This is a genomic window from Verrucomicrobiota bacterium (genome assembly GCA_016200005.1).
Classification (GTDB): domain Bacteria; phylum Verrucomicrobiota; class Verrucomicrobiia; order Limisphaerales; family PALSA-1396; genus PALSA-1396.
In genome coordinates this window covers 75829-98068 of sequence record JACQFP010000003.1, presented here as the reverse complement: position 1 = coordinate 98068, position 22240 = coordinate 75829, and the positions used below count along the sequence as shown (strand labels likewise).

Here is a 22240-nt window from a genome sequence, read left to right as displayed (position 1 = left end):
TTTCCAGACCGACTACATTCTTCTGTTCCATAGGTGTCCTGAGGGTTGTGCCGCCATCGTGTGATGGCAGCAGGTTTTTTTGTCCCCCTCAGGATGCCTTTTTTCCACCCCCCGCCGTCCACAACTTTTGGAAATTTCTCCAACGGAAACTCATTCATCGATGGCTCGCAACACTGCCATCGCCTCACCGGATCTGAGCTGAAACTTCTAACTCGCCTAGCAACGCTGCATTGGGCTAAACTCCCTGGCTTGTTGGATTGCACGCTTGCGCGTGCTTGTCCTGTTCGGAGCAGGGCACGCACACGTTAAAGCTTGAACTTGAACTACCGCGTTCCAGCGCAGCGATGCGGCATTTGAATTTTACATTTAGGATTCTGAATTGAAGTGATGACATCTACACAAATCCGCCAGTCGTTTCTCGACTTCTTCCGGTCGAAGCAGCACACCATTGTCCCGTCCTCTTCGCTGATGCCCGATTCGCCGAACCTGCTGTTCACCAATGCCGGCATGAACCAGTTCGTGCCGATCTTTCTCGGCCAGAAAAAACCTGATGTCGCCAGTTGGGCGGGCGCGACTCCCCGCAGTGACACCCGCGCCGCCGATACCCAGAAATGCATCCGCGCCGGCGGCAAACACAACGATCTCGACGACGTCGGCCTCGACACCTATCACCACACGTTCTTCGAGATGTTGGGGAACTGGAGCTTCGGAGATTATTTCAAGAAGGAAGCGATTGATTGGGCGTGGGAGTTGGTGGTCAGAGGATGGAATTTTCCACCGGGTCGGTTATACGCCACCGTGTTCTGTCCGTACCTGGGGCAGCCCGGTTGGGAAGACCAATGGCGGAACGAGATGGAACAAGTCCTCGTGCTGGCCATGACCTCGCCGGATTTTATTTCCCCCAGTGCTGATGCTTCACCGTTTGAGGTTGCCGATCAGGAAGCGGCGATGTTTTGGGCGAAGAAGTTCACCTCCGCCGGCCTCAACCCCAAAGTCCACATCATCCCCGGCAACAGGAAGGACAACTTCTGGATGATGGGCGAGACTGGCCCGTGCGGTCCGTGCTCGGAAATCCACATGGACCTCACGCCCGCCGGAGACACGCGCGGCGCACTCGTCAACAAAGGCGTAGCCGAGTGCATCGAAATCTGGAATCTCGTCTTCATCCAGTTCAACGCGAACCCGGACGGCACCTTCACGCCGCTGCCCGCCCGGCACGTGGACACCGGCATGGGCTTCGAGCGCGTCACGAGCATCATTCAGGGCACGAAAGGCCTGGCCGATTTTACCAACGCAAAGATTTCCAACTACGAAACTGACATCTTCCGCCCCATCTTCGACGCCATCGAAAAACTCAGCGGCAAGAAATACGCCTCGACGCTTCCTCCTTCCGATCTCTCAACAATCAACTCTCAACAATCAACTGATGTGGCTTTTCGCGTCATCGCCGACCATATCCGCACGTTGAGCTTTGCGATTGCCGACGGCATCCAGCCCGCCAACACCGACCGCAACTACGTACTCCGCCGCATCCTGCGCCGCGCCGTGCGCTACGGTCGCACGCTCGGCTTCCACGAACCCTTCTTTCACAAACTCGTGGACGTGCTCGCCGAAACGATGGGTGACGTCTTTCCGGAAATCCGCGTCAAGAAAAAGCATGTGCAGGAAGTCATCCAGCGTGAGGAAGAGGCGTTTAACAAAACGTTGGATGGAGGAATCGAAATCTTTGAACAGGTGCTGGCCCGTCGAAAGGAGCTGGTTGAAGTCTGCAACAGCGTATTGCCTCGCATCGAACCATTAAACAAACGCGCCAATGCGGCATTAGCCGCAGGAACGCGGGTTAAAGAGTATATCAAGTCGGAAGAAAATGAACTACATACAATCTTCGATCAAACCAGACGAATTCTTCATCAGGACTTTTTTAAGTTTTTCGGAAGAGAGCCGAGCCACATGGAAACATTGGCCAAGCACCTGAACCGATTCCGTTATGATGTTCAAACTCTTGGAGACGTCATTACGGGTTCGGATGAATTCACTTGGAAAAATGTCACTACTTGCGCGGCAGATTTGTTTGTCACTACGAAAAACCAAACCATGAGGAATTCTGCTTTTCCCGGACGCGCGGCGTTTGTTCTCTACGACACCTACGGCTTCCCCCTTGACCTCACCGAGTTGATGGCGCGCGAACGCGGTTTGACCGTGGACAAGGAAGGGTTTGAAAAGTTGATGGAAGAACAGCGCGCCCGCGCCCGCGCCGCTCAGAAGAAAGAAGTAATTGCGGTTTCAGAAATCGAAACCAAAGATCCAACTTGTTTCATTGGTTACGATTCACATGATGCTTCTGCGAAAGTTTTGGAAGTCGTAGATATCAAAGGAAAAAATGCTGTCGTTTTGGATAATTCACCATTCTACGCAGAAATGGGTGGGCAAGTGGGCGACACCGGCGACATAACTTGCACTGGTAAGATCTATCTGGTGGAAAACACTCAAATGGTGAGCGGCACTTGGCTGCATTTCATCCAAGGCGATGAAGCTCCCAAGGCCGGTGAACACGCTTCCGTGATGATTGATGTGCGTCGCCGTCTGGCAATTGAGCGCCACCACACCGTCACGCATTTGCTGCACTGGGCGTTGCACGAAGTCGTTAGTAAGGAAGCGGTGCAGAAGGGTTCATTCGTCGGCCCGGACAAGTTGACCTTCGACTTCAACAGCGCGCCGCTCACGCCCGCGCAAGTTGCCGACATCGAGAAGCTCGTCAACGAACGCATCCTCGAAAACGCCGGCGTCTCGTGGACGGAAGTCCCCTACGCCGACGTGAAATCGCGCAAGGACGTGATGCAATTCTTCGGCGACAAATATGGCGATACCGTCCGCGTCGTCCAAATCGGCGGCCACGCGGCGAAGCTCGATGGTTACTCGATGGAACTTTGCGGCGGCACGCACACGCGCGCCACCGGCGAGATCGGCCTGTTCCGCATCGTCGGGGAAAACGCGATTGCCGCTGGAGTGCGCCGTATCGAAGCCATTGCCGGACTTGAAGCTTACCGCAAAGCAACCGACGAAGTAGCGCTAATCAAGTCGCTCGCGGGCAAAGTCAACTCGCCCATCCACGAGTTGGACAAAAAGATCGAATCGCTGCTCGCGCACCAGAAGCAACTCGAGAAGCAGGTGGAGATCGCGATGCAACGCAACGCATCGAATGCCGCCAGTGAATTGCTTGGTTCGGCGCAGGCCGTGAATGGCATTCCAGTGATCACGCACAACCTGGGCGACGCGGACGGCGAATTTCTTCAAGCGACAGCCGACGCTTTGAAAGGCCGCTTCAAAGGTGTCGTCATCCTCGGCGGCGCGTCGAACGGCGCAGTAGCCCTCATCGCTACCGTCTCGCCTGACTTCACCGCGAAGGTTCAAGCCGGCAAAATCATTCAGGCCATCGCGCCGGTTGTGGGCGGCAAAGGCGGCGGCAGAGCCGACAACGCCCGCGGCGGCGGCAAAGACGCGGCCAAGCTGGATGAGGCGCTTGCCAAAGTTAGATTGCTTCTGTAGGCCGAATTGGAAAGCCCCTTTTGCTGGACGATGACGACATACTCAAACTGCTTCCAAGGCTGCTGCTGCTCCCGCCGTTCAGCGGTCTGGTGGATCGCAGCTTTCATGTTGACCTTCTCACTTCGTGATGCGCTGGCCGAGACACAGTTTCGGCCCGGCTTGGAAAAGTATCTCAAGCATCTGGGTTACGAAGCGCTTGTTCTCACCAGGGAACAAGAAACCAAGCAACTACTGATCCACGGGGAACTCAACGGCACGGAGAGAGTGTGCTGGGTGGACACCGGCTGTTCCGTAACGTGCGTCGATAAATCGGCCGCCAAGAAACTCAAGTCACTTGGCGAACTCGGCGCAGAACTCGAAGATAGCTTTCTCGGCACGGTGAACAGGTCCAACATCGTCGTCATCGACCACTTGAAGTTGGGCGCCGCACAGTTCCTCAACCAACCGGCCCGTGTAAAGACGCTCGATTTTGGGGGGCATGGGAGTTTGGCATCGGTGATGATCGGAGCGGATTTTCTATTTCGAAACTTTTGTCTGCTCGATTGTCGCGACGGTCGGCTTTATGTCCGCGGCAGCGCATTGCCGGAACCGAGCCAGAAGGCTTTGGATGAAAGCCTGCGCCGGTTTGGTCTTCAGCCGGTGAACCTTGAGTTCAAGCCCGGCCTTGTCATGACGTGCGCCGCCAAGGCCAATGGCGAACCAATGAAACTGCTGGTGGACACGGGTGCGACTTGGAGCATGGTGGACAAGCATCAAGTGCAACGTCTGCATCTGCAGCCCAGCGTGACTGCTTGGGAGGTGGCAGGCCTCGGAAAAATTGGGAAGCATCGCGTTTCCGTCACCCGGCTCAAGTCGCTCGAACTGGGTGAAATCAAAGCCATGCGGGCGGAATTTGGCGTCGCCGAGATGGGTGACTGGGGAATCGCCGGGCCCAAAGGAGAACTGCAAGACGTGGATGGTGTCATGGGCCTGGATCAACTTGTGTTGAACAGCGCCTTCATTGATTGCCGCAGCCTGAAACTCTGGCTGAAGCCGCTGAAACTGGCGAAATGAATCATTGCATGGAAGTGAGTTCGGGTCGTTTTTCGCCCTATGGTAAATCTGCGCAAATGCGGCGCCGACGGGCGGCCAAGAAAAGTTGAACGAAGCTTTGACTTCCGCGTCTGATTGGTTACAGTGCTGAGACTAAACCTTAACTCGTTGGTGATCGAAATATTATGAAAAAACTAATCGTATGTTTGATGGTGACGGCGTTCGCTGTGGCAGTCCAAGCGGGCGAAGGCAAGGCGTGCAAGGACAAAGCAGCGTGCGCCGACAAGGCCAAAGCCCAGGCCAAGGCTGATTGCAGCGATAAAGCGGCTTGTTGCAGCGCCGGCAAGGCGACGGTGGCCAAAAAGGTGTTGATGAGTCCGAAGGCGATGTCGCTGGCCAGCAATTAATCAGGCGCCCTTCTGAATCTCCCCGCACACAATACGTGCGGGGATTTTTGTTGGTTCGGTTTGGTCAGGATTCTTGTTGCTGGTGGTTACAACCGCGAGACGAGCAGTTCCCGCTGGAAGATCAATTCCTTGGGAAGGTGGGAGTAAAGTTTGATAAACAGTTCATCTTGGGAAAGAACCTCTTTGCGCCACTCCTCGGTGTCGATGGTCTGCAATTGCCGGAGGGTTTCCAGCGAAAAATCCTTCATGCCGGTCAAATCAAACGCTCGGGCGCCCGGCACCCAGCCGAGCGGCGTTTCTTCCGCGTCCGCCCGGCCGCGGCAACGGTCCACGATCCATTTGAGCACGCGCATGTTTTCGCCAAAGCCAGGCCAGAGAAAATTTCCGTTCGCATCCTTTCGGAACCAGTTCACATGGAAAACACGCGGTGGATTCTTGAGTGACCGGCGCATGAGGATCCAGTGTCGGAAGTAATCACCCATATTGTAGCCGCAGAACGGCAACATGGCCATCGGGTCGCGCCGGATCTGGCCAATGGCACCGCTGGCGGCGGCGGTCGTTTCCGAGCCCATCGTGGCGCCGACATAGACACCGTGAATCCAGTTGAAGGCCTGATAGACCAGCGGCATTGTGGTGGCGCGTCGCCCGCCGAAGATGATGGCGCTGATCGGCACGCCATTCGGATCGTTTACTTCCGGCGCAAGCATCGGGTTGTTGGTCATGGGCGCGGCGAAGCGGCTGTTGGGATGCGCGGCTGATTCTTTGGAGGCCGGGGTCCAGCGGTTGCCTTTCCAATCCAAACATTCCGCCGGCACCTCGCCGTCCTTTCCTTCCCACCACACGTCAAGGTCGGGCGTTAATGCCACATTGGTAAAAATCGTGTCGCGGGCGATGATCTTGACGGCATTGAGATTTGATTTGCTGTTGGTGCCCGGCACCACACCGAAATAACCCGCTTCAGGATTGATGGCATGGAGCCGGCCATCGGCATCTGGTTTTATCCACGCGATGTCATCGCCAACTGTCCAGACTTTCCAACCTTTGAATTCTGCCGGTGGGATCAGCATGGCGAAATTGGTCTTCCCGCAGGCACTCGGGAAAGCCGCCGCCACGTAGGTCTTTTCGCCCTGAGGCGATTCGGCGCACAGGATGAGCATGTGTTCCGCCATCCAGCCTTCCCTGCGTCCAAAGTACGAACCGAAGCGCAAGGCCAGACATTTTTTGCCGAGCAACACGTTGCCGCCGTAATTTGACCCGACCGAAATCACCGTATTGTCCTGCGGAAAATGGCAGATGAAACGTCGCGCCGGATTTACATCCAACATGGAGTGCAGTCCGCGGTTGAAGTCTTGGCTGTCGCCAAGATGTTCGTAGGCGATGGCACCCATGCGGGTCATGATGCGCATGCTCAACACCACGTAAAGTGAATCGGTCAGTTCGATGCCCACCTTGGCGAGTGACGATCCGGGTGGCCCCATCAAATACGGCACCACATACATGGTCCGTCCGCGCATGGCGCCGCGACAAAGTCCGTGGAGCTTCTGATACGTTTCCTTTGGCGGCGACCAGTTGTTGGTTGGTCCGGCTTCCTCCTGCGTGGGAGTGCAGATATAGGTGCACTGTTCGGAGCGCGCGACATCATTCGGGTTGGAACGGTGGTAGTAACAGCCGGGAAGCTTCTCCGGATTCAACTGGATCAGAATACCTTTGGCCACGGCTTCGGCGGTCAAGGCCTGCTGCTCCACTTCCGACCCGTCACACCAGAAAATATTGTCCGGCTGGCAAAGCTTCGCCATCTCATCGACCCACGCAAGAACCGTTTGGTTGCGGATGAGACCCGCGCCGAGTGTGGAAATCTTCATAATTTTTTTGCCGTGACGCGGCCATTCTTGGGTGGGTGAATTCGAAAATCCAGTCGAATAAGTATTTGACGATTGTTCAGTGAGTATCCACTCTGAAAAAGTTGGTTTATTGATCTATTGGATAAACGAGCGACATGAAATTCGGCATTCTGTTCCGCCCCAAGCTGGCGGACACCCTTAAGAGATACTCCCCGCAAGATTTGCGCCACGACTTGATCGCCGGTCTTACCGTTGGGATCGTGGCGCTGCCACTGGCGATGGCGTTTGCCATCGCCTCCGGCGTAAAGCCCGAGGCGGGCATTTTCACCGCCGTCATTGCCGGGTTTATCATTTCGGCGTTCGGTGGCACGAAGGTCAGCATCGGCGGCCCGACCGGCGCGTTCATCGTCATCCTCTACGGCATCGGCGTGAAGTACGGCCTGGACAATCTGGCCATGTGCACCGTCATGGCCGGCGTGTTTTTGTTTGTGATGGGTGTGGCCCGGCTGGGCACGATGATCAAGTTCATCCCGTATCCCGTAACGATGGGCTTCACCAGCGGCATTGCCGTGCTCATCTTCACTTCCCAAATCAAGGATTTCTTCGGGTTGCAGGTGGACAAAGTGCCGTCGGAGTTCATCGAAAAGATGAAGGTGTTGATCGAACACTTGAACACGTTGCAATGGTCCACCCTCGCTCTGGCCGCGGCGTCTTTTGCCATCATCAAGCTCTGGCCCACCACCTGGCAGCGGCGCGTGCCCGGCTCAATCGTCGCGCTGCTGGCGGGCACGTTGGTGGTGGCGCTGTTCCAGATTCCCGTGGAAACCATCGGCAGCAAGTTCGGCGGCATTCCGCAAGGCCTCCCCGCGCCGCACATCCCAGCGTTCTCATGGGATAATATTCAGCACCTCTTCCAGCCGGCGATGACCATCGCGCTGCTCGCAGCCATCGAGTCGCTGCTTTGTGCCGTGGTCGCCGACGGCATGGTGGACGACCGTCACGACTCCAACCAAGAATTGATGGCCCAAGGCATCGCCAACATGCTCAGCCCGCTCTTTGGCGGCATCGCGGCGACCAGCGCCATCGCCCGCACGGCGACGAATGTGAAAAGCGGCGCTCGCTCGCCGGTGGCGGGCCTCGTTCACGCGCTGACCCTGCTGCTTATCATCTTGGTCGCGGCGCCGTTGGCGAAGTTCATCCCGCTGGCCACGCTGAGTGCCGTGCTCGTCAACGTGGCTCTGCACATGGGCGAATGGCACAATTTCGGTCGCCTGCCCAAGTGGCCGATCTCCGACACGGCCGTCTTCCTGGTCGCGTTTTTCCTTACGGTCGTCATTGACCTGACCGTCGCCGTCGAAATTGGCATGGTGCTGGCCGCGATGCTCTTCATCAAACGGGCGTCGGAAACCACGCAAATCATGGCGGTGGACGAAAGCACCGAAACGGAAGGTTCGCATCATTCGCTGGTCGGGAAGGAGATTCCCAAAGGCGTGATGGTCTATCGCATCTTCGGCGCGTTCTTTTTCGGTGCGGCGGACAAGCTGGAGAGCGTCCTCAAACGGGAGAAGCAGGAGCCGGACGTGCTCATCTTGCGCATGAGGAAAGTGATGGCCATGGACGCCACGGGCCTCAACGCGCTGGAAGATCTTTACGAGCGGCTGCATCGCAAGGGCAAGCGTCTCATTTTGAGCGGGCCGCACACGCAACCGCTGCTCGTGATGGACAAGGCGGGTTTTCTGGACCGGCTGGGCAAGGATAACGTTTGCGCGGACATTGAACTTTCGCTGGCGCGCGCGCGCGAAATCCTCGGCCTGCCGCCCGCGACGCCCAGCGACCCGCACCACGAGGAAAAGCAAAGACTGGAAACAGCGCGCAAGGAACTGACCAGGGCGCTGGAAAAAGTTCAGGACGTGCTCAAAGCGCCATCGAACAGCGGGACGGGTTCGGATTCGCTTCGAGCAGGCAAGTCCGAGGCAGTGAAGGCCAAGACTCGCCCATGAGTGATGACGCCCCAAGCGAAAGTGAAGCCCATTCGCGGTTGAGCACTTTCGAGCAATGGACCCTGCGCCGCATACTTTGTTGACGATTCGACAGTGCGGAATTTCACCAGCGAGTTTGCTTATGAATTTCATCAGTTGCCATTTCAAAGAAATGCCTTGCTGAATTTCCTCCAATATGCAATGACCAGTTCTCTTGGAATGAAGGCTCTACTGCAGAATCTCCTGAAACTTCAATCGCTCGAATTTGGCGAAGCCACCGACAAGAACACCAAGACCCTCGCGGCTGAATTGCGCGCCAAAATCCCGGCCCCGGTCCTCGACCATTACGACCGGCTCAGTGTGCGCGGCAAAAAGGGAGTTGCCATTGTCCGCAACCAGGTCTGCACCGGCTGTCACATGCGCGTGCCCATCGGCGTGATCAGTACCATTTTGCACGGCCAGGATATTCAACTGTGCGGAAACTGCGGCCGCTATCTCTGTTTGTCCGACGAGGCAGGCACTGAATTCCTCCACCGCTCCGTCGCACCGAAACCCGCGCAGAAACTGCGCAAACGCAAAGTTCCTTCACATGCCGCCTGAAACTGCGGAGATACTTTCTTCCGCACTGTTCCTGAAAATTGCGCTGTGCGGCTATGGCGTCGGAATGCTGGGGAGTCTGCTGGTGGTGCGACAGGAAAAGCTGGCCAATTACGTCACCTTTGGCAGCGCAAGCTTCGCGGCACTCTGTGGAATTATGGCCGCGGTGCTGGCGCTGGCGGTGGAGCAAGGGCGGGTGTCACCGACGTTTGAACTTTGGCCGTCGCTCATTCCTTACCTGAGCCTCGGCGTCAGGCTCGACGCCTTGGGTGCGTTTTTCGTGCTGATCGTTTCGACGTTGGGCCTGGCCCTGTCGCTTTATTCGCTGGGCTACGCGCGCGGGTTTTACGGGCGCAAAAGCGTTGGGGTGCTCGGCGCGTTCTTTAATGCGCTGCTGCTGGCCACGACGCTGGTGTTTGTCGCCGATAATGCTTTCTTTTTTCTCATCGCTTGGGAAATCATGGCGCTGACGGCTTACTGCCTCGTCAGCTTCGAACACGAGCACGAAGAGACCCGCAATGCCGGCGTGCTTTACTTTGTCATGTCGCACATCGGCACGGGCTGCCTCATTCTTGGCTTCCTGTTGCTGTTTCAAGCTTCTGGCGGTTATGGATTCGATGGCTTTCACGCACTCGGCGAGAAGATGTCTGCTGTCTTCCATGACAGGAACAATCCAGATTTTCCAGATGTTCTTCACCGGCTCCTCGTCCGACGCAACGCCGCGTTCCTGTTGTTTCTGGTCGGATTCGGCGTGAAGGCGGGCATCGTGCCGTTGCACATCTGGCTGCCGGCGGCGCACCCGGTCGCGCCAAGCAACGTCTCCGCGCTCATGTCCGGCGTGATCATCAAGACCGGCATCTACGGTCTGACACGCGTCTTTTTCGACTTTCTCGGCACGCCGCCGAACTGGTGGGGTGTGACCGTGCTCACCGTCGGCACGATATCCGCGGTGTTGGGCGTGCTCTATGCGCTGATGGAACACGACCTCAAGCGGCTGCTTGCCTATCACAGCATTGAGAACATCGGCATCATTTTGATGGGCTTCGGCGCGGCGTTGATGTTTCTGCACACGGGCCATCCCCTCCTCGCCTCGCTGGCGCTGATCGCCGGGCTGTATCACACCATCAACCACGCAGTGTTCAAGGCCCTGCTGTTCCTTGGCGCGGGTGCGGTTCTGCACGCCACGCACACGCGGAACATGGAGGAAATGGGTGGACTGGCGAAACGGATGCGTTGGACGGCTTTCTTTTTTCTCGTCGGCGCGGTCGCGATTTCGGCGCTGCCGCCACTCAACGGTTTTGTCAGCGAGTGGCTCACTTACCAATCGTTGCTGCAAGGCTTCGGCACGACGCCGAGCCTCATCCGGCTCATGTTCCCTCTGAGCGCCGCGATGCTGGCCCTGACCGGTGCGCTCGCGGCGGCGTGTTTTGTGAAGGCCTTTGGCATCACGTTCCTCGCGCAACCGCGCAGCGAGCACGCCAAACACGCGCACGAAGCCTCGTTCACGATGCTGCTCGGCCAGGCAATTCTCACGGCGGCCTGCGTGTTCCTCGGCTTGTTCCCCACCGTGTTCCTGAAGCTGCTCGACCCGGTAACCCAACAACTCACCGGCGTACAACTCAGCGCGCAGTTGAGCGTGACCAACGGTCTGGTGCTCGCGGGCGTGGATTCGCAGGGCGGCACCGTCTCGACGCTCGGCCTCACGTTGATGGCGGTGTGCCTGCTGCCCGTGCCTTTCGGGCTGTGGCTGTTCTGCGCGAGAAAGTCGAAGACTCGCATCGGACCGACCTGGGCCTGCGGTCAGCCCGGATTAACGCCGCAGATGGAATACACGGCCACTGGATTTTCAAAACCGATTCGAATGGTTTTCAAGGCGCTCTTTCGGCCGCGTCGCGACGTGCAACGCGATTACGACTTCTCGCCCTACTTTGCCAAGACGATTCGATTTGAGAGCCACGTGGAGGAAGTCTTTCAAACGCGCATCTACCGCCCGCTGAACCGGCTCGTCCTGCGCGTCTCCCGCCGGATGCGCGCCCTGCAAGCCGGCAGCCTTCAGGCTTATCTTATCTACATTTTCGTCACGCTTTTGCTTCTGCTCTTGTTTGCGTTATGAACCTCGACCCGCTCGCTCTGCTGTTGCAAACGGCTCTGCTGCTCCTGCTCGCGCCGCTGGTGAGCGGTGTCATCAAGAACTGGAAGGCCAAACTGCAAAACCGTCGCGGCCCACGAATCTGGCAGGTTTACTCCGATGTGCTGAAATTTCTGCGCAAGGACATGGTGATTTCCGAGCACGCCTCTTGGGTGTTTTCGTTTGCGCCTTATGCCGTGTTCATCACGTCGCTGCTCGTGGGTCTGATGGTGCCGATGTTGACCACGCAAGCGCCATTGAGCCTGTTCGGCGGCGCGCTCGCGGTCATCGGCTTGCTCGCGCTCGGGCGCTTCGCTCTCGCACTGGCCGGACTCGATCCTGGCAGTGCCTTCGGCGGCATGGGCAGCAGTCGCGAGATGACGCTCTCGGCCATCGCCGAGCCGGCGATGATGCTTTCGATTTTCACCGTCGCCATCACTGCCGGGTCCACCGACCTGAGCCAGATCGTGCAAGCCACGCAAGGGCCGACATGGAAGCTGCTCAACCCGACGCACGCGCTGGCATTCGCCGCCCTGTTCATCGTGCTGCTGGCTGAGACCGGTCGCATTCCCGTTGATAATCCGGCCACTCACCTTGAGTTAACGATGATCCACGAAGCGATGCTGCTCGAATACTCCGGCCGCTACCTCGCGTTCATGGAATGGGGCGCGTCGATCAAACAACTCGTGTTGATGACGCTGCTCGTGAACGTCTTTTTCCCAATCGGCATCGCGAGTGAAGCAACGCCTGCTGCGCTGGGTCTGAGCCTGTTGCTCTACGGATTGAAACTGCTGGCGCTCTCGGCGGCAGTTGTGCTGGTCGAAACGACCAACGCCAAGCTGCGTCTGTTCCGCGTGCCCGACCTGTTGAGCGCCGCGTTTGTGCTCGCGACGCTCGCGTTGCTGTCCACATTTCTATTTCAATGAACATGAACCCGACGCAAATACCGTCAATCGGCGCTGCCAACGCGAATCGCGGGCAGGCACAATCGTCCGCGCGCGAGCGTTTGGAGTGCGCTGACTTGTCATCGCTTTCGTTTGGCGAACGATTCCCAACTGTGTTCCCTGCGCTTCGCTCATCACGCACGCTTAACAGCGCCGACAAGTCGGAGCACTCCAAACGCTTCGCGTGTGCCAGCCTTCCCATTGTTTCGTGACGACATGATAATCAACACTCGACCATGAACCTACTTTCAACCATTGAAATCAGCTCGCAACTCGTCACGCTCATGGCGGCGCTCATGCTCGTGGTGCAACTGCTCATGGTCGTGCAGCGCATGTTGTTCACGAACATCCGGCTGTTCGCCATCCAGTCGTTGTTGCTCGCGGGCATCGCCACCGTTGTTGCTTACGCGCATCACGCCGGGCATGTTTACATTGTCGCCGTGCTCACGTTCATCGGCAAAGTCTTGTTCCTGCCCTGGCTGTTGAACCGCCTGGTGCGCCGCATTCAAATCCACCAGGAAATCGAACCGCTCCTCAATGCGCCCGCCTCGATGCTTGTTTGCGGTGGACTCACCTTGCTCGGCTACGTCGTCGCGCGCCCGTTCACCTCGCTCGAACGGTTGGGCAACAACACGCTGGCCGTTGCCATCACGCTCCTGCTCACCGGCTTCTTCCTTATGATCAACCGCCGCAAAGCCATCACGCAGGTCCTCGCGCTGCTCACGATCGAAAACGGCGTGATGCTCGCGGCCGTGGCACTCACCAGCTACGGCATGCCGCTGGTGGTCGAGCTGGGAATTTTCTTCGACGTGATGGTGGCGGTGATGGTGCTGGGCATCTTGGTCTATCGCATCCGCGAAAGTTTCGCTTCGATGGACACCAGCAAGCTCAACCAGTTGAAGGGATGAAATGAGCTTGCTTGCGCCGATTCTCATCGTTCCGCTTTCCGCTGGCCTGCTTTGTCTGCTGGTTCGGTCACGGCGGGCGATGCAAGGGCTGAACGTGCTCGCGTTCGCAGCAACGCTGGTGCTGGGCGTGTGTCTGATCCTCGAAGTGCTGGCGCGTGATGAGGTCAATGAGTGGAATGCGTTTTTTCGCGCCGATGCATTGAGCGCGTTCATGGTATTGCTTATCTCGGTGGTGTCGCTGGCGACGTCGCTTTACGCCGGGCGTTACTTTCAGCGTGACCTCGCCGCCAACGTTGTCACGACGGGCCGGGTGCGTGAATTCTTCGTGCTCACGCCGTTGTTTGCGGCCGGGATGTTCCTCGTCGTGCTGGCGAACAATCTCGGCGTCATGTGGGCGGCGGTGGAAGGCACGGCGCTGACGTCGGTGTTGTTGGTGGCGCTCTACAATCGCCGCACCTCGTTGGAAGCAGCGTGGAAATACGTCATGCTCGGCGGCCTGGGACTGGCGCTGGCGTTGTTCGGCACGGTGCTGCTCTACGCCGCCGCCAGCAAAGACCAAACCGAACGGTTGCCCAGCTTCAACTGGTCGCACCTGATGAGCGTGGCGCATGAACTTGACCCCCGGCTGGTGAAATTGGCCTTCGCCTTCGCGCTCGTCGGTTACGGCACCAAGGCCGGTCTGGCGCCCATGCACACCTGGCTGCCCGACGCGCACAGCGAAGCGCCTTCACCCACCAGCGCCATGCTCTCCGGGGTGTCGCTGAAGATCGCGCTCTATGCGCTGCTGCGATTTCACATTCTGACCACGGCATGCGTTGACTCCGCGTTCAGTCGTCACCTGCTGCTCGGTTTCGGACTGTTCTCCATGTTTCTGGCAGCGCCGTTCATCCTCGTGCAACGAAATCTCAAGCGGATGCTGGCTTATTCGAGTCTCGAACACGTCGGCCTCATTTGTGTCGGCATCGCCATGAACACGTCCGTGACCATCTTTGGCGCGCTGCTTCACATGGGCTATCACGCGCTGACCAAGCCGGTGCTGTTTTTCGCCGCGGGTAACATCCATCAAACTTTTCACACTCTGGAATTCCGCCTCATCGGATCGGGCGTGGTGAAGGTGCTCCCGGTGACGGTGTTGTTGATGGGGCTGGCCGCCATGGCGGCGGCGGGCCTGCCACCCTTCGGCTTGTTCTTCAGCGAACTCACCGTAATCAGCGGGGGCATCGCAGCAGGCAAAGTGGCTGTGAGCGTGCTCGTGCTGGTGGCGCTCATTGCGTGTTTCTGCGGCATCCTGCAACAGCTCACGCGCATCCTGCTGGGTGCGCGGCAGCGCGAGCGCACCAGCGACGCGCGCCCAACCGACGGACTGGCAGCGATGGCGCTGCTGCTTGGCGCGTTATTGGTTTTCAGCGTGTGGCTACCGGGGCCGCTGCTCGAATTGATGCGCCAAGCGGCGGGAATCATTGGAGGGAAACCATGACACTTCCGCTTCTCCTGCTCATTCCAGTTTGTGGCGGTCTGCTTTGTCTGGTGACCAGCACGCGCGTTTGGTGGGAGCGGTCGAACCTGCTCGCCTTCCTGCTGCTCGTCCCGCTCGCGTTCTTGGTGGGCGCGGATGTGTTGCAACACGGCGCAGTTTCAGCCCTCGGTGGTTTCCTGCGCGCCGACGCTCTGAGCGCCTTGGTGATTGGCCTCACAGTGTTCGTCGCACTAGCCTGCGCGATCTATGCCGTCGGCTATTTGCGCGAGGACGTGCGTGCGGGCCGCATCACGGAAGCGCAGTTGCGACGTTATTACGTGCTCACGCCGCTGTTCGTCGCGTCGATGCTGCTCGTGCCGTTGGCCGACAACCTCGGCGTGATGTGGGTCGCCATCGAGAGCACCACGCTGGCGTCAGTGTTGCTCGTGACGTTCTACAATCAGAAGACTTCTTTCGAAGCGGGTTGGAAATACATCATCATCGGCAGCGTCGGCATTTCGCTCGCCTTGTTCGGCACCGTCATCACATATTATTCCGCAGTCGATGTGCTCGGAGTGGACACACATCAGGGCATGAACTGGAGTGTCCTGGTGCAAGTCGCGGAAAAATTCGACCAGCGGGCGATGCGGCTGGCGTTCATTCTCGTGCTGCTGGGCTACGGCACCAAGGCCGGCCTTGCGCCCATGCACACGTGGAAACCCGACGCCTACGCCGAAGCACCAGTGCCGAGCGCGGCGTTGCTCGGCGCGGGCTTCATCAACTGCGCTCTCTACGGCATCATCCGTTTCGATGTGCTGGCGGAGAAATGTCTGGGCCACGAGTTCCCTGGCAAATTACTGGCGGGATTCGGCGTCTCTTCGATTCTCGTCGCTGCGCCGTTCATTCTCACGCAACGGAATTTTCGTCGCATCCTGGCTTATTCGAGCATTGACCACGCGGGTATCATGGTGGCGGCGCTGGGCTTCGGCGGCAAACTCGGCGCGCTGGGTGTCTCGTTGCACATGCTCTTTCACGCCGTGACCAAGCCCCTCATGTTCTTCTGCGCCGGCAATGTCCAGCAACATTATGCGACGCCTTACTTCCGGAATGTCACCGGCGTGATGCGCACGTTGCCTTGGACGGGCGGGCTGTTCCTGATGGCGACGCTGGCCGTAACCGGCACGCCCCCGCTCAGTATTTTCCAAAGCGAGTTCATTGCCCTGAGCGCGGCGCTGGCGGCGGACCGGAGCGGATTGGCGTTCCTGTTCATCGCGGGTGTGGTGACCATATTCACCGGCTTCCTCGTGCACATGGCGAAGATGAATCTTGGCGCACCGCGACACGACGCACCCAGTGTGGCTGTTGAATGTCCGTGGAAACTGGGCGCGATGGTGCTGGTGGCCGTGCCGATCATCACGCTGGGTTGGTGGCTGCCGGGGCCGCTCCATCAACTTGTGCAACGGACCGCACAGATCGTCGGAGGTTCGCCATGAACTCAAGCACCGAGCAAATGGGGTTCGCATGGTGCTCGCGAACCGCGCGTCAGCGTCTGGACTGCGGTGACTTGTCGCCGCTTTCCGTGCGGCAAGAACGCCCCGAAAATACCGCAGCGCACCGATTGCGCCCGACTGAAAGCGCCGACAAGTCCGCGCACTCCAAACGCTTCGCGACAGCGCCAGGCATTGCGAATTCGTAACATCATGAATGTCCTTTCCTCACTCCAACCCATCTTGAACGAAGTCAAACAACGCTTCGGCGAACGGCTCAACGCCGTGGTCTCGCCGCGCGCCAACGAGGTTTATGTTCACGCCAAAATGGATCTGGTCGCGGGCTTCTGCGCGCATCTGTATCGCAAGTGGAAGGCGCGTCTGGTGAGCCTGTTTGCCGACGATGCCCGGCCCAGCGACGGCGTGTTTCACCTGTATTATGTTTTCGCGCTCGACGCGGCGCACAGTTTCATCACCTTGCGTGTGCCGGTGTCGCCCGAACAACCTGAATTCACTTCGCTTACGAACGCCTTGCCGTCCGTCAACTGGCAGGAGCGCGAAATCCAGGACCTCTTCGGCTTGAAACTGATCGGTCACCCAAACCCACGCCGATGCGCATTGCACGACGACTGGCCGGAAGTCTATCCGCTCCGCAAGAATTTTGAACTGCGCACGAAGCTCCCGCCGTTCGAGGGCGAGCGACACCATTTCCGCACGGTGGAGGGTGAAGGCGTGTTTCAGGTGCCGGTCGGTCCGGTGCATGCGGGCATCATCGAGCCGGGACATTTCCGGTTCAGTGTCGCGGGCGAGCCGGTCCTCTATCTGCAAATCCGGCTTTTCTACACGCACAAAGCGACGGAGAAACTTTTTGAGAACCTGCCCGTCCAACATTGCGTGCGTCTAGCCGAGAGTATTTCCGGCGACTCGGGCTTCGCGCACGCTACGGCATTTTGCCATGCGGTCGAGCGCCTTGCCGGAGTAGAAGTTCCGCCGCGCGCGCGCGTGTTGCGCTCGATTTGCCTGGAACTGGAGCGCCTCTACAACCACATCGCCGACATCGGCGCGATTTGCACGGACGTGGCTTTCGTGACCGCCCACATGCACGCGATGCGACTCAAGGAACGCGTGTTGCGCGTCAACGAAACCCTCACCGGCAACCGGCTCTTGCGCGGCATGGCCTGTTTGGGCGGCGTGCGCTTCGATTGGGACCACGACCAACTCAAGACGCTCGCGCAACTTGTCGCGGAATTGAAACCCGAGTTCGAGTCACTGGTGAAACTCATTGAAGGTTCGTCCTCGACACTCGATCGGCTGGAACACGCCGGTGTGCTCAAACCCGAAGTCGCGCGCGACCTTGGCGTGGTCGGCATCGCAGGCCGCGCTTCCGGATTCGACCACGATTTGCGCCGCGACTTTCCGCACGCGGCTTACGATCAGGTTAAAGTCCACGTGCCCGTCTATCAGGTCGGCGACGTGGAACATCGGATGCAGGTGCGGATCGACGAAGTACGCGAGTCGCTTTCGTTGATTGAACAATTCACGGCCAGGTTGCCGAACGGCCCGCTGAGCGTCGAACTCGGCGAGTTGCCCGCCGACAGCGTAGCGCTCGGCTACGTGGAAGGCTGGCGCGGGGAGATTTTTCATTGGATTCGAACCGCGCCCGGCAACCGGCTGGCACGCTGCAAGGTCAAAGATCCTTCGCTGCAAAACTGGCCGGCGATGAGCGAGGCGATCCTCGGCAATATCATTCCGGATTTCCCGGTCGTGAACAAAAGTTTCAACCTTTCGTATTCAGGGACTGATCGATGAGTCGGCGATTTATCCAGCCAAGTAGAGTGCGAACTGAGGCTTCCGGTCATTCGAGGTCTAGGGAATCTCGCGCCAGCGTATGGAGTGCGGTGACTTGTCACCGCTCTCGTAAGGCGCTACGTGTTGTTCAATCCTCGGCGTTTCAGATGTCATCAGCGTCGAAAGCGCCGACAAGTCGGCGCATTCCAAACGCTTCGCGACCGACGACACCTGCTTTGCATGCTTTCGCTGCGGTGATTTACTGCCGTCACCTCTATTGACCTATGTTTGAAATCCTTCGCAAAAGTCTTGGCACTGGTGTCGTCACCACAAGTTACCCGGCCACGCCGCCGGAAGTTTCCATCCGCGCGCGCGGACGCCCGGAGATTGATTGGGCGAACTGGAAAGATGCCCGCCCCGCCGCCACGATTTGCCCGACCGGCGCGATCGATTTCAAGGACACTGCCGTTGCGCGCACGGCCAGCCTTGATCTGGCCCGGTGCATCTTCTGCGGCCTGTGCGCGGACGTGGACAAAGCCATTCGCATGACAAACGTCTGCGAATGCGCCGCACGGAGCCGGAACGATTTGATGACGAGCGCAAGTTACAGCCTCCGGCCCGACGGAACACATGACCGTCTCGTTTCACCACCGACAACTGAGAAAACCCAACACGGTCAACTGTCGGCCTCACAACGTGAATCGCTGGAAGTCATCGGAGAACAAATCAAGCTACGTGCGGACAAGATCTTTGGCCGCTCGCTGCATATCCGCGAAGTAGATGCCGGTTCGTGCAATGGTTGCGAGGTGGAGATTGTTGGCCTCAACAGTCCGGTTTACGACATCGAGCGTTTTGGCATTCACTTCGTCGCGTCGCCGCGCCACGCGGACATGCTGCTGGTAACCGGCCCTGTGACGCGGAACCTGGAATTGGCGTTGCGGAAAACGCACAACGCCATGCCCGATCCGCGGCTGGTGGTAGCCGTCGGGGCGTGCGGATGCAGCGGCGGCATCTTCGGCCAAAACTACGCAACCGTCGGCGCTGTGGATGCGGTCTTGCCCGTTGACGTTTATATCCCCGGTTGCCCACCGAATCCGCACGCGCTCCTGCACGGCATTCTTCTGGCGATGGGGCGTGTTTCCCAGCCTTCGACGTCTGGTCAAGTGACTTGAAAGTGACAGGTGCGGCGCAGCGCCAACGCTTTGGGATTTCGCCGCGTTCCTTGGGATGTGCGATAGTCGGGCTGAATCGATTATGCGAGCCATGGTTCTGGATGCTGCACGGCAGCCGCTCCGCGAAGCCGAAATACCTGTGCCCGAACCCGGCAAGGGACAAGTCCTCGTCCGTGTTCACGCCTGCGCAGTGTGTCGCACAGATTTGCATGTTGTCGATGGTGAACTGCCGCATCCGAAATTGCCGCTGGTGCCGGGACACGAGATCATCGGGACGGTGAGCAAAGCAGGCGAGGGTGCCGGACGTTTTGCAGTGGGTGATCGAGTGGGTGTTCCGTGGCTGGGCTGGACTTGCGGTGCGTGCGGGTTCTGCCAGACGCAACGAGAAAATCTTTGTGATGCAGCGCGCTTCACCGGATACACGCTGGATGGCGGGTATTCCGAATACACGGTTGCGGATGCGCGCTTTTGTTTTCCAATTCCGGAAATTTACTCCGATGCAGAGGCAGCACCGTTGATGTGCGCTGGACTCATCGGGTATCGGTCACTCGTCAAGGCGGGCGAGGCGCGACGACTGGGAATCTATGGATTTGGCGCGGCGGCGCACATCGTGGCGCAAGTGGCGCGCTATCAAGGACGGCAAGTATTTGCGTTCACGCGGCCGGGAGATCAGGAGGCGCAACGGTTTGCGAAGAAACTTGGCGCAGTCTGGGCCAGCGGGTCCGACACGCTGCCGCCGGAGCAATTGGATGCGGTGATTATTTTCGCTCCCGTCGGCGCGCTGATCCCGCAAGCACTCAGAGCCGTCCGGAAGGGCGGCGCGGTGGTTTGCGGCGGCATTCACATGAGTGATGTGCCGTCGTTTCCCTATGAAATTCTTTGGGAGGAGCGCAGTGTTTGCTCCGTCGCGAATCTGACCCGTCGGGATGGCGAGGAGTTTCTGGCATTGGCGCCTCGCGTGCCAGTGCAAACGGAAGTTGAAACCTTTCCACTCGCTCAAGCCAACGAGGTATTGTCTCGATTGCGGGAGGGGAAAATTCACGGCGCCGCCGTTTTGGTGCCAAACGCCAATTCTACTCGCTAGACTTTTTGCTGGGTTTCCACCCAACGCACGGCCGAGCGAACGAGTTCTGGGGCCGTCTTGAGGGAAAGTTTTTCCTTGATGTGCGCGCGATGGACTTCGACGGTTTTGATACTCAGATGGAGTTGCGCGGCGATTTCCCGGGTGCCTTTTCCTTCGCCGATGAGTTGAAAGACTTCCAATTCGCGATCGGAGAGTTTATCAACCGGCGTGCCGTCGCCCGAAATGTGGCGACCGGACAGGTTTTCCAGTATCCGGGCCGAGATGTTTTCGCTCACATAAATCTTCCCGTCCAACACCTGGCGGATGGCGGCCATCAATTTCTTGCCGCCCTCCTGTTTCATGATGTAGCCGCGTCCGCCGGCTCGGAGGACGCGTTCGGCGTAGAGCGATTCATCGTGCATCGAGATGACGAGCACGGCGAGGCCGGGTTTGATGGCCTGCATGTCTTTGATCAACTCCAAGCCGCTTTTGTCGGGCAACGAGATGTCCGCCAATACCAGATCCGGTTTCAACCTGCCAATCCCTTCGAGCGCCTGACTGGCTTTCTCCGCCTCGCCGCAAATCGTCAGGTCCGCTTCCTCACCGATGAGCTGGGCCAGCCCCTGACGCATCATCGGATGGTCATCCACGATGAGGATGCGCTTCCTGTTGCTTGCGGAAGCGGCTTTCTTGGCAGTCGTCATAAAGGTTGCCTGAAAGAGCAGGTGACAGTGGTGCCCCGGCCGTTGGCGCGGCGGATTTCCAATGAAGCGCCGATCATGCCGGCGCGATAGTTCATGATCTGGAGGCCCATACCCGTGCTTTGCGTTGATTCTTTGGAAAAACCAATGCCGTCGTCGGCCACCGTCAGGCAGATGTTGCCATCCACCGGCTTCAAGGTGATCAAGATATTACGTGCCTTGCCGTGTTTGATGGCGTTGTTGATGGCTTCCTGGGCGATGCGATAGACATGTGTGGCCACAGAATTGTTCGGCACGAGGACGGATTCGTCGCCCTGGAAACCGCAATCAACCTTGAACAGTTTCTCCACATTCGACGCCAACTCGAGCAAGGCGGAGCTGAGGCCGTTGGCCTCAAGCTCAACCGGCGAAAGTCCGCGAGCCAGGTTGCGAGTGTGCGTGATGGCTTGGCGAACGTGCCGGGCGATTTCAGCGGCCCGGGCGGCTTCAGTTGGAGATTTGACTTCGAGTTTTTGCTCCAGCACCTGACTCAATAATTCTATCCCCGCGAGTTGCTGGCACAAACCGTCGTGCAGGTCCTGGCCGATGCGCCGCTGTTCGTGACCGCTGATTTCAAGAATCTCCTGCTCCAACCGTTTGCGCTCCGTGATGTCGCGGACGAATCCGGTGAACAGGCGGCGGTCGGCGAGCCGGACTTCACTGACGGCCAGGTCCATTGGAAAAATGGTTCCATCCTTGCGTCGGCCCACCACTTCGCGACCGATGCCGATGATTTTCGCTCTGCCGGTCCGCAGGTAGTTGGCGATGTAAGCATCGTGTTCCTGCCGGTACGGGGCCGGCATGAGATGACTGACGTTTTGGCCGATGATTTCTTCCGACGAATAGCCAAAAATCCGCTCGGCCGCCGGGTTGAAGGACTCGATGCTTCCGTGCTCGTCGATGGTGATGATGCCTTCCACGGCGGTGTCGAGGATGGCGCGCAGCCGCGACTCGCTGTCTCGCAATGCGGCTTGCGTCTGTTTGCGTTCGGTCGAGCGTTGGATTTGTTGCAGTTCGTTGGCGACGGCCATTTCTTCGAGCGCTTTCAGCCGTTCAATCAAAGCGGCTTTGGTCAGACGAACGTACTCTTTCATCGACCGGAGTATAACAAATCCGGTGACCGAGACACCTGAAAAACGTCCGAGTGACGCG

Annotated in this window: 16 protein-coding genes and 1 pseudogene; 14 read left to right on the top strand and 3 right to left on the bottom strand. The window is 58.5% G+C overall.

From position 1 onward, the window contains the following. Positions 1 to 387 precede the first annotated feature (387 nt). From HY298_01060 to HY298_01045, 4 genes and pseudogenes are all read left to right on the top strand, one after another. A pseudogene (locus HY298_01060) lies at positions 388 to 1743 on the top strand (alanine--tRNA ligase). A gap of 207 nt (positions 1744 to 1950) precedes the next feature. After that, on the top strand, positions 1951 to 3546 hold the full coding sequence (locus HY298_01055) for a hypothetical protein (protein ID MBI3848869.1): 1596 nt from the start codon (positions 1951 to 1953) through the stop codon (positions 3544 to 3546). 105 nt (positions 3547 to 3651) lie between these two features. Continuing rightward, entirely contained in the window at positions 3652 to 4599 is a 948-nt protein-coding gene (locus HY298_01050) for an aspartyl protease family protein (GenBank protein ID MBI3848868.1), read from the top strand. A 164-nt stretch (positions 4600 to 4763) separates the two neighbouring features. Then, positions 4764 to 4985, top strand: coding sequence for a hypothetical protein (locus HY298_01045; GenBank protein MBI3848867.1), 222 nt, complete (start codon positions 4764 to 4766; stop codon positions 4983 to 4985). Between the two features lie 86 nt (positions 4986 to 5071). Here the strand turns inward: HY298_01045 and HY298_01040 are convergent, their stop codons facing one another. Then, entirely contained in the window at positions 5072 to 6847 is a 1776-nt protein-coding gene (locus HY298_01040) for a phosphoenolpyruvate carboxykinase (GTP) (GenBank protein ID MBI3848866.1), read from the bottom strand. Between the two features lie 134 nt (positions 6848 to 6981). Here HY298_01040 and sulP point away from each other — a divergent pair, with 134 nt between their 5' ends. The 10 genes from sulP (at position 6982) to HY298_00990 (ending at position 20369) form a co-directional block, all read left to right on the top strand. Further along, the gene (sulP, locus tag HY298_01035; GenBank protein MBI3848865.1) at positions 6982 to 8826 is read left to right on the top strand and encodes a sulfate permease; all 1845 of its coding nucleotides are present in this window, start codon (positions 6982 to 6984) and stop codon (positions 8824 to 8826) included. Positions 8827 to 9024: 198 nt separating this feature from the next. Then, on the top strand, positions 9025 to 9405 hold the full coding sequence (locus HY298_01030; GenBank protein MBI3848864.1) for a hypothetical protein: 381 nt from the start codon (positions 9025 to 9027) through the stop codon (positions 9403 to 9405). Then, on the top strand, positions 9395 to 11515 hold the full coding sequence (hyfB, locus tag HY298_01025; GenBank protein ID MBI3848863.1) for a hydrogenase 4 subunit B: 2121 nt from the start codon (positions 9395 to 9397) through the stop codon (positions 11513 to 11515). The genes HY298_01030 and hyfB overlap by 11 nt, the downstream gene beginning before the upstream one ends. Then, on the top strand, positions 11512 to 12456 hold the full coding sequence (locus tag HY298_01020) for a respiratory chain complex I subunit 1 family protein (GenBank protein ID MBI3848862.1): 945 nt from the start codon (positions 11512 to 11514) through the stop codon (positions 12454 to 12456). Before hyfB ends, HY298_01020 begins: the two co-directional genes overlap by 4 nt. Before the next feature lie 254 nt (positions 12457 to 12710). Then, complete coding sequence (locus HY298_01015) at positions 12711 to 13382, top strand: hydrogenase (GenBank protein MBI3848861.1); 672 nt, start codon at positions 12711 to 12713, stop codon at positions 13380 to 13382. 1 nt (position 13383) lies between these two features. Then, a complete protein-coding gene (locus HY298_01010; protein MBI3848860.1) occupies positions 13384 to 14859 on the top strand; it encodes a hydrogenase 4 subunit F in 1476 nt (491 codons plus the stop codon). Continuing rightward, on the top strand, positions 14856 to 16331 hold the full coding sequence (locus HY298_01005; GenBank protein MBI3848859.1) for a hydrogenase 4 subunit F: 1476 nt from the start codon (positions 14856 to 14858) through the stop codon (positions 16329 to 16331). The genes HY298_01010 and HY298_01005 overlap by 4 nt, the downstream gene beginning before the upstream one ends. A 207-nt stretch (positions 16332 to 16538) precedes the next feature. Continuing rightward, the gene (locus tag HY298_01000; protein ID MBI3848858.1) at positions 16539 to 18134 is read left to right on the top strand and encodes an NADH-quinone oxidoreductase subunit C; all 1596 of its coding nucleotides are present in this window, start codon (positions 16539 to 16541) and stop codon (positions 18132 to 18134) included. Positions 18135 to 18397: 263 nt separating this feature from the next. Further along, complete coding sequence (nuoB, locus tag HY298_00995; GenBank protein MBI3848857.1) at positions 18398 to 19285, top strand: NADH-quinone oxidoreductase subunit NuoB; 888 nt, start codon at positions 18398 to 18400, stop codon at positions 19283 to 19285. Between the two features lie 82 nt (positions 19286 to 19367). Beyond that, positions 19368 to 20369, top strand: a complete 1002-nt coding sequence (locus HY298_00990; protein MBI3848856.1) for a zinc-dependent alcohol dehydrogenase family protein — start codon at positions 19368 to 19370, stop codon at positions 20367 to 20369. On the opposite strand, the gene HY298_00985 is transcribed toward HY298_00990, so the two are convergent. Both HY298_00985 and HY298_00980 read right to left on the bottom strand, forming a co-directional pair. Next, on the bottom strand, positions 20366 to 21052 hold the full coding sequence (locus tag HY298_00985; protein MBI3848855.1) for a response regulator transcription factor: 687 nt from the start codon (positions 21050 to 21052) through the stop codon (positions 20366 to 20368). The two genes, HY298_00990 and HY298_00985, sit on opposite strands and share 4 nt — an antisense overlap. Then, positions 21049 to 22182, bottom strand: a complete 1134-nt coding sequence (locus HY298_00980; protein ID MBI3848854.1) for a PAS domain S-box protein — start codon at positions 22180 to 22182, stop codon at positions 21049 to 21051. Before HY298_00980 ends, HY298_00985 begins: the two co-directional genes overlap by 4 nt. Positions 22183 to 22240 lie beyond the last annotated feature (58 nt).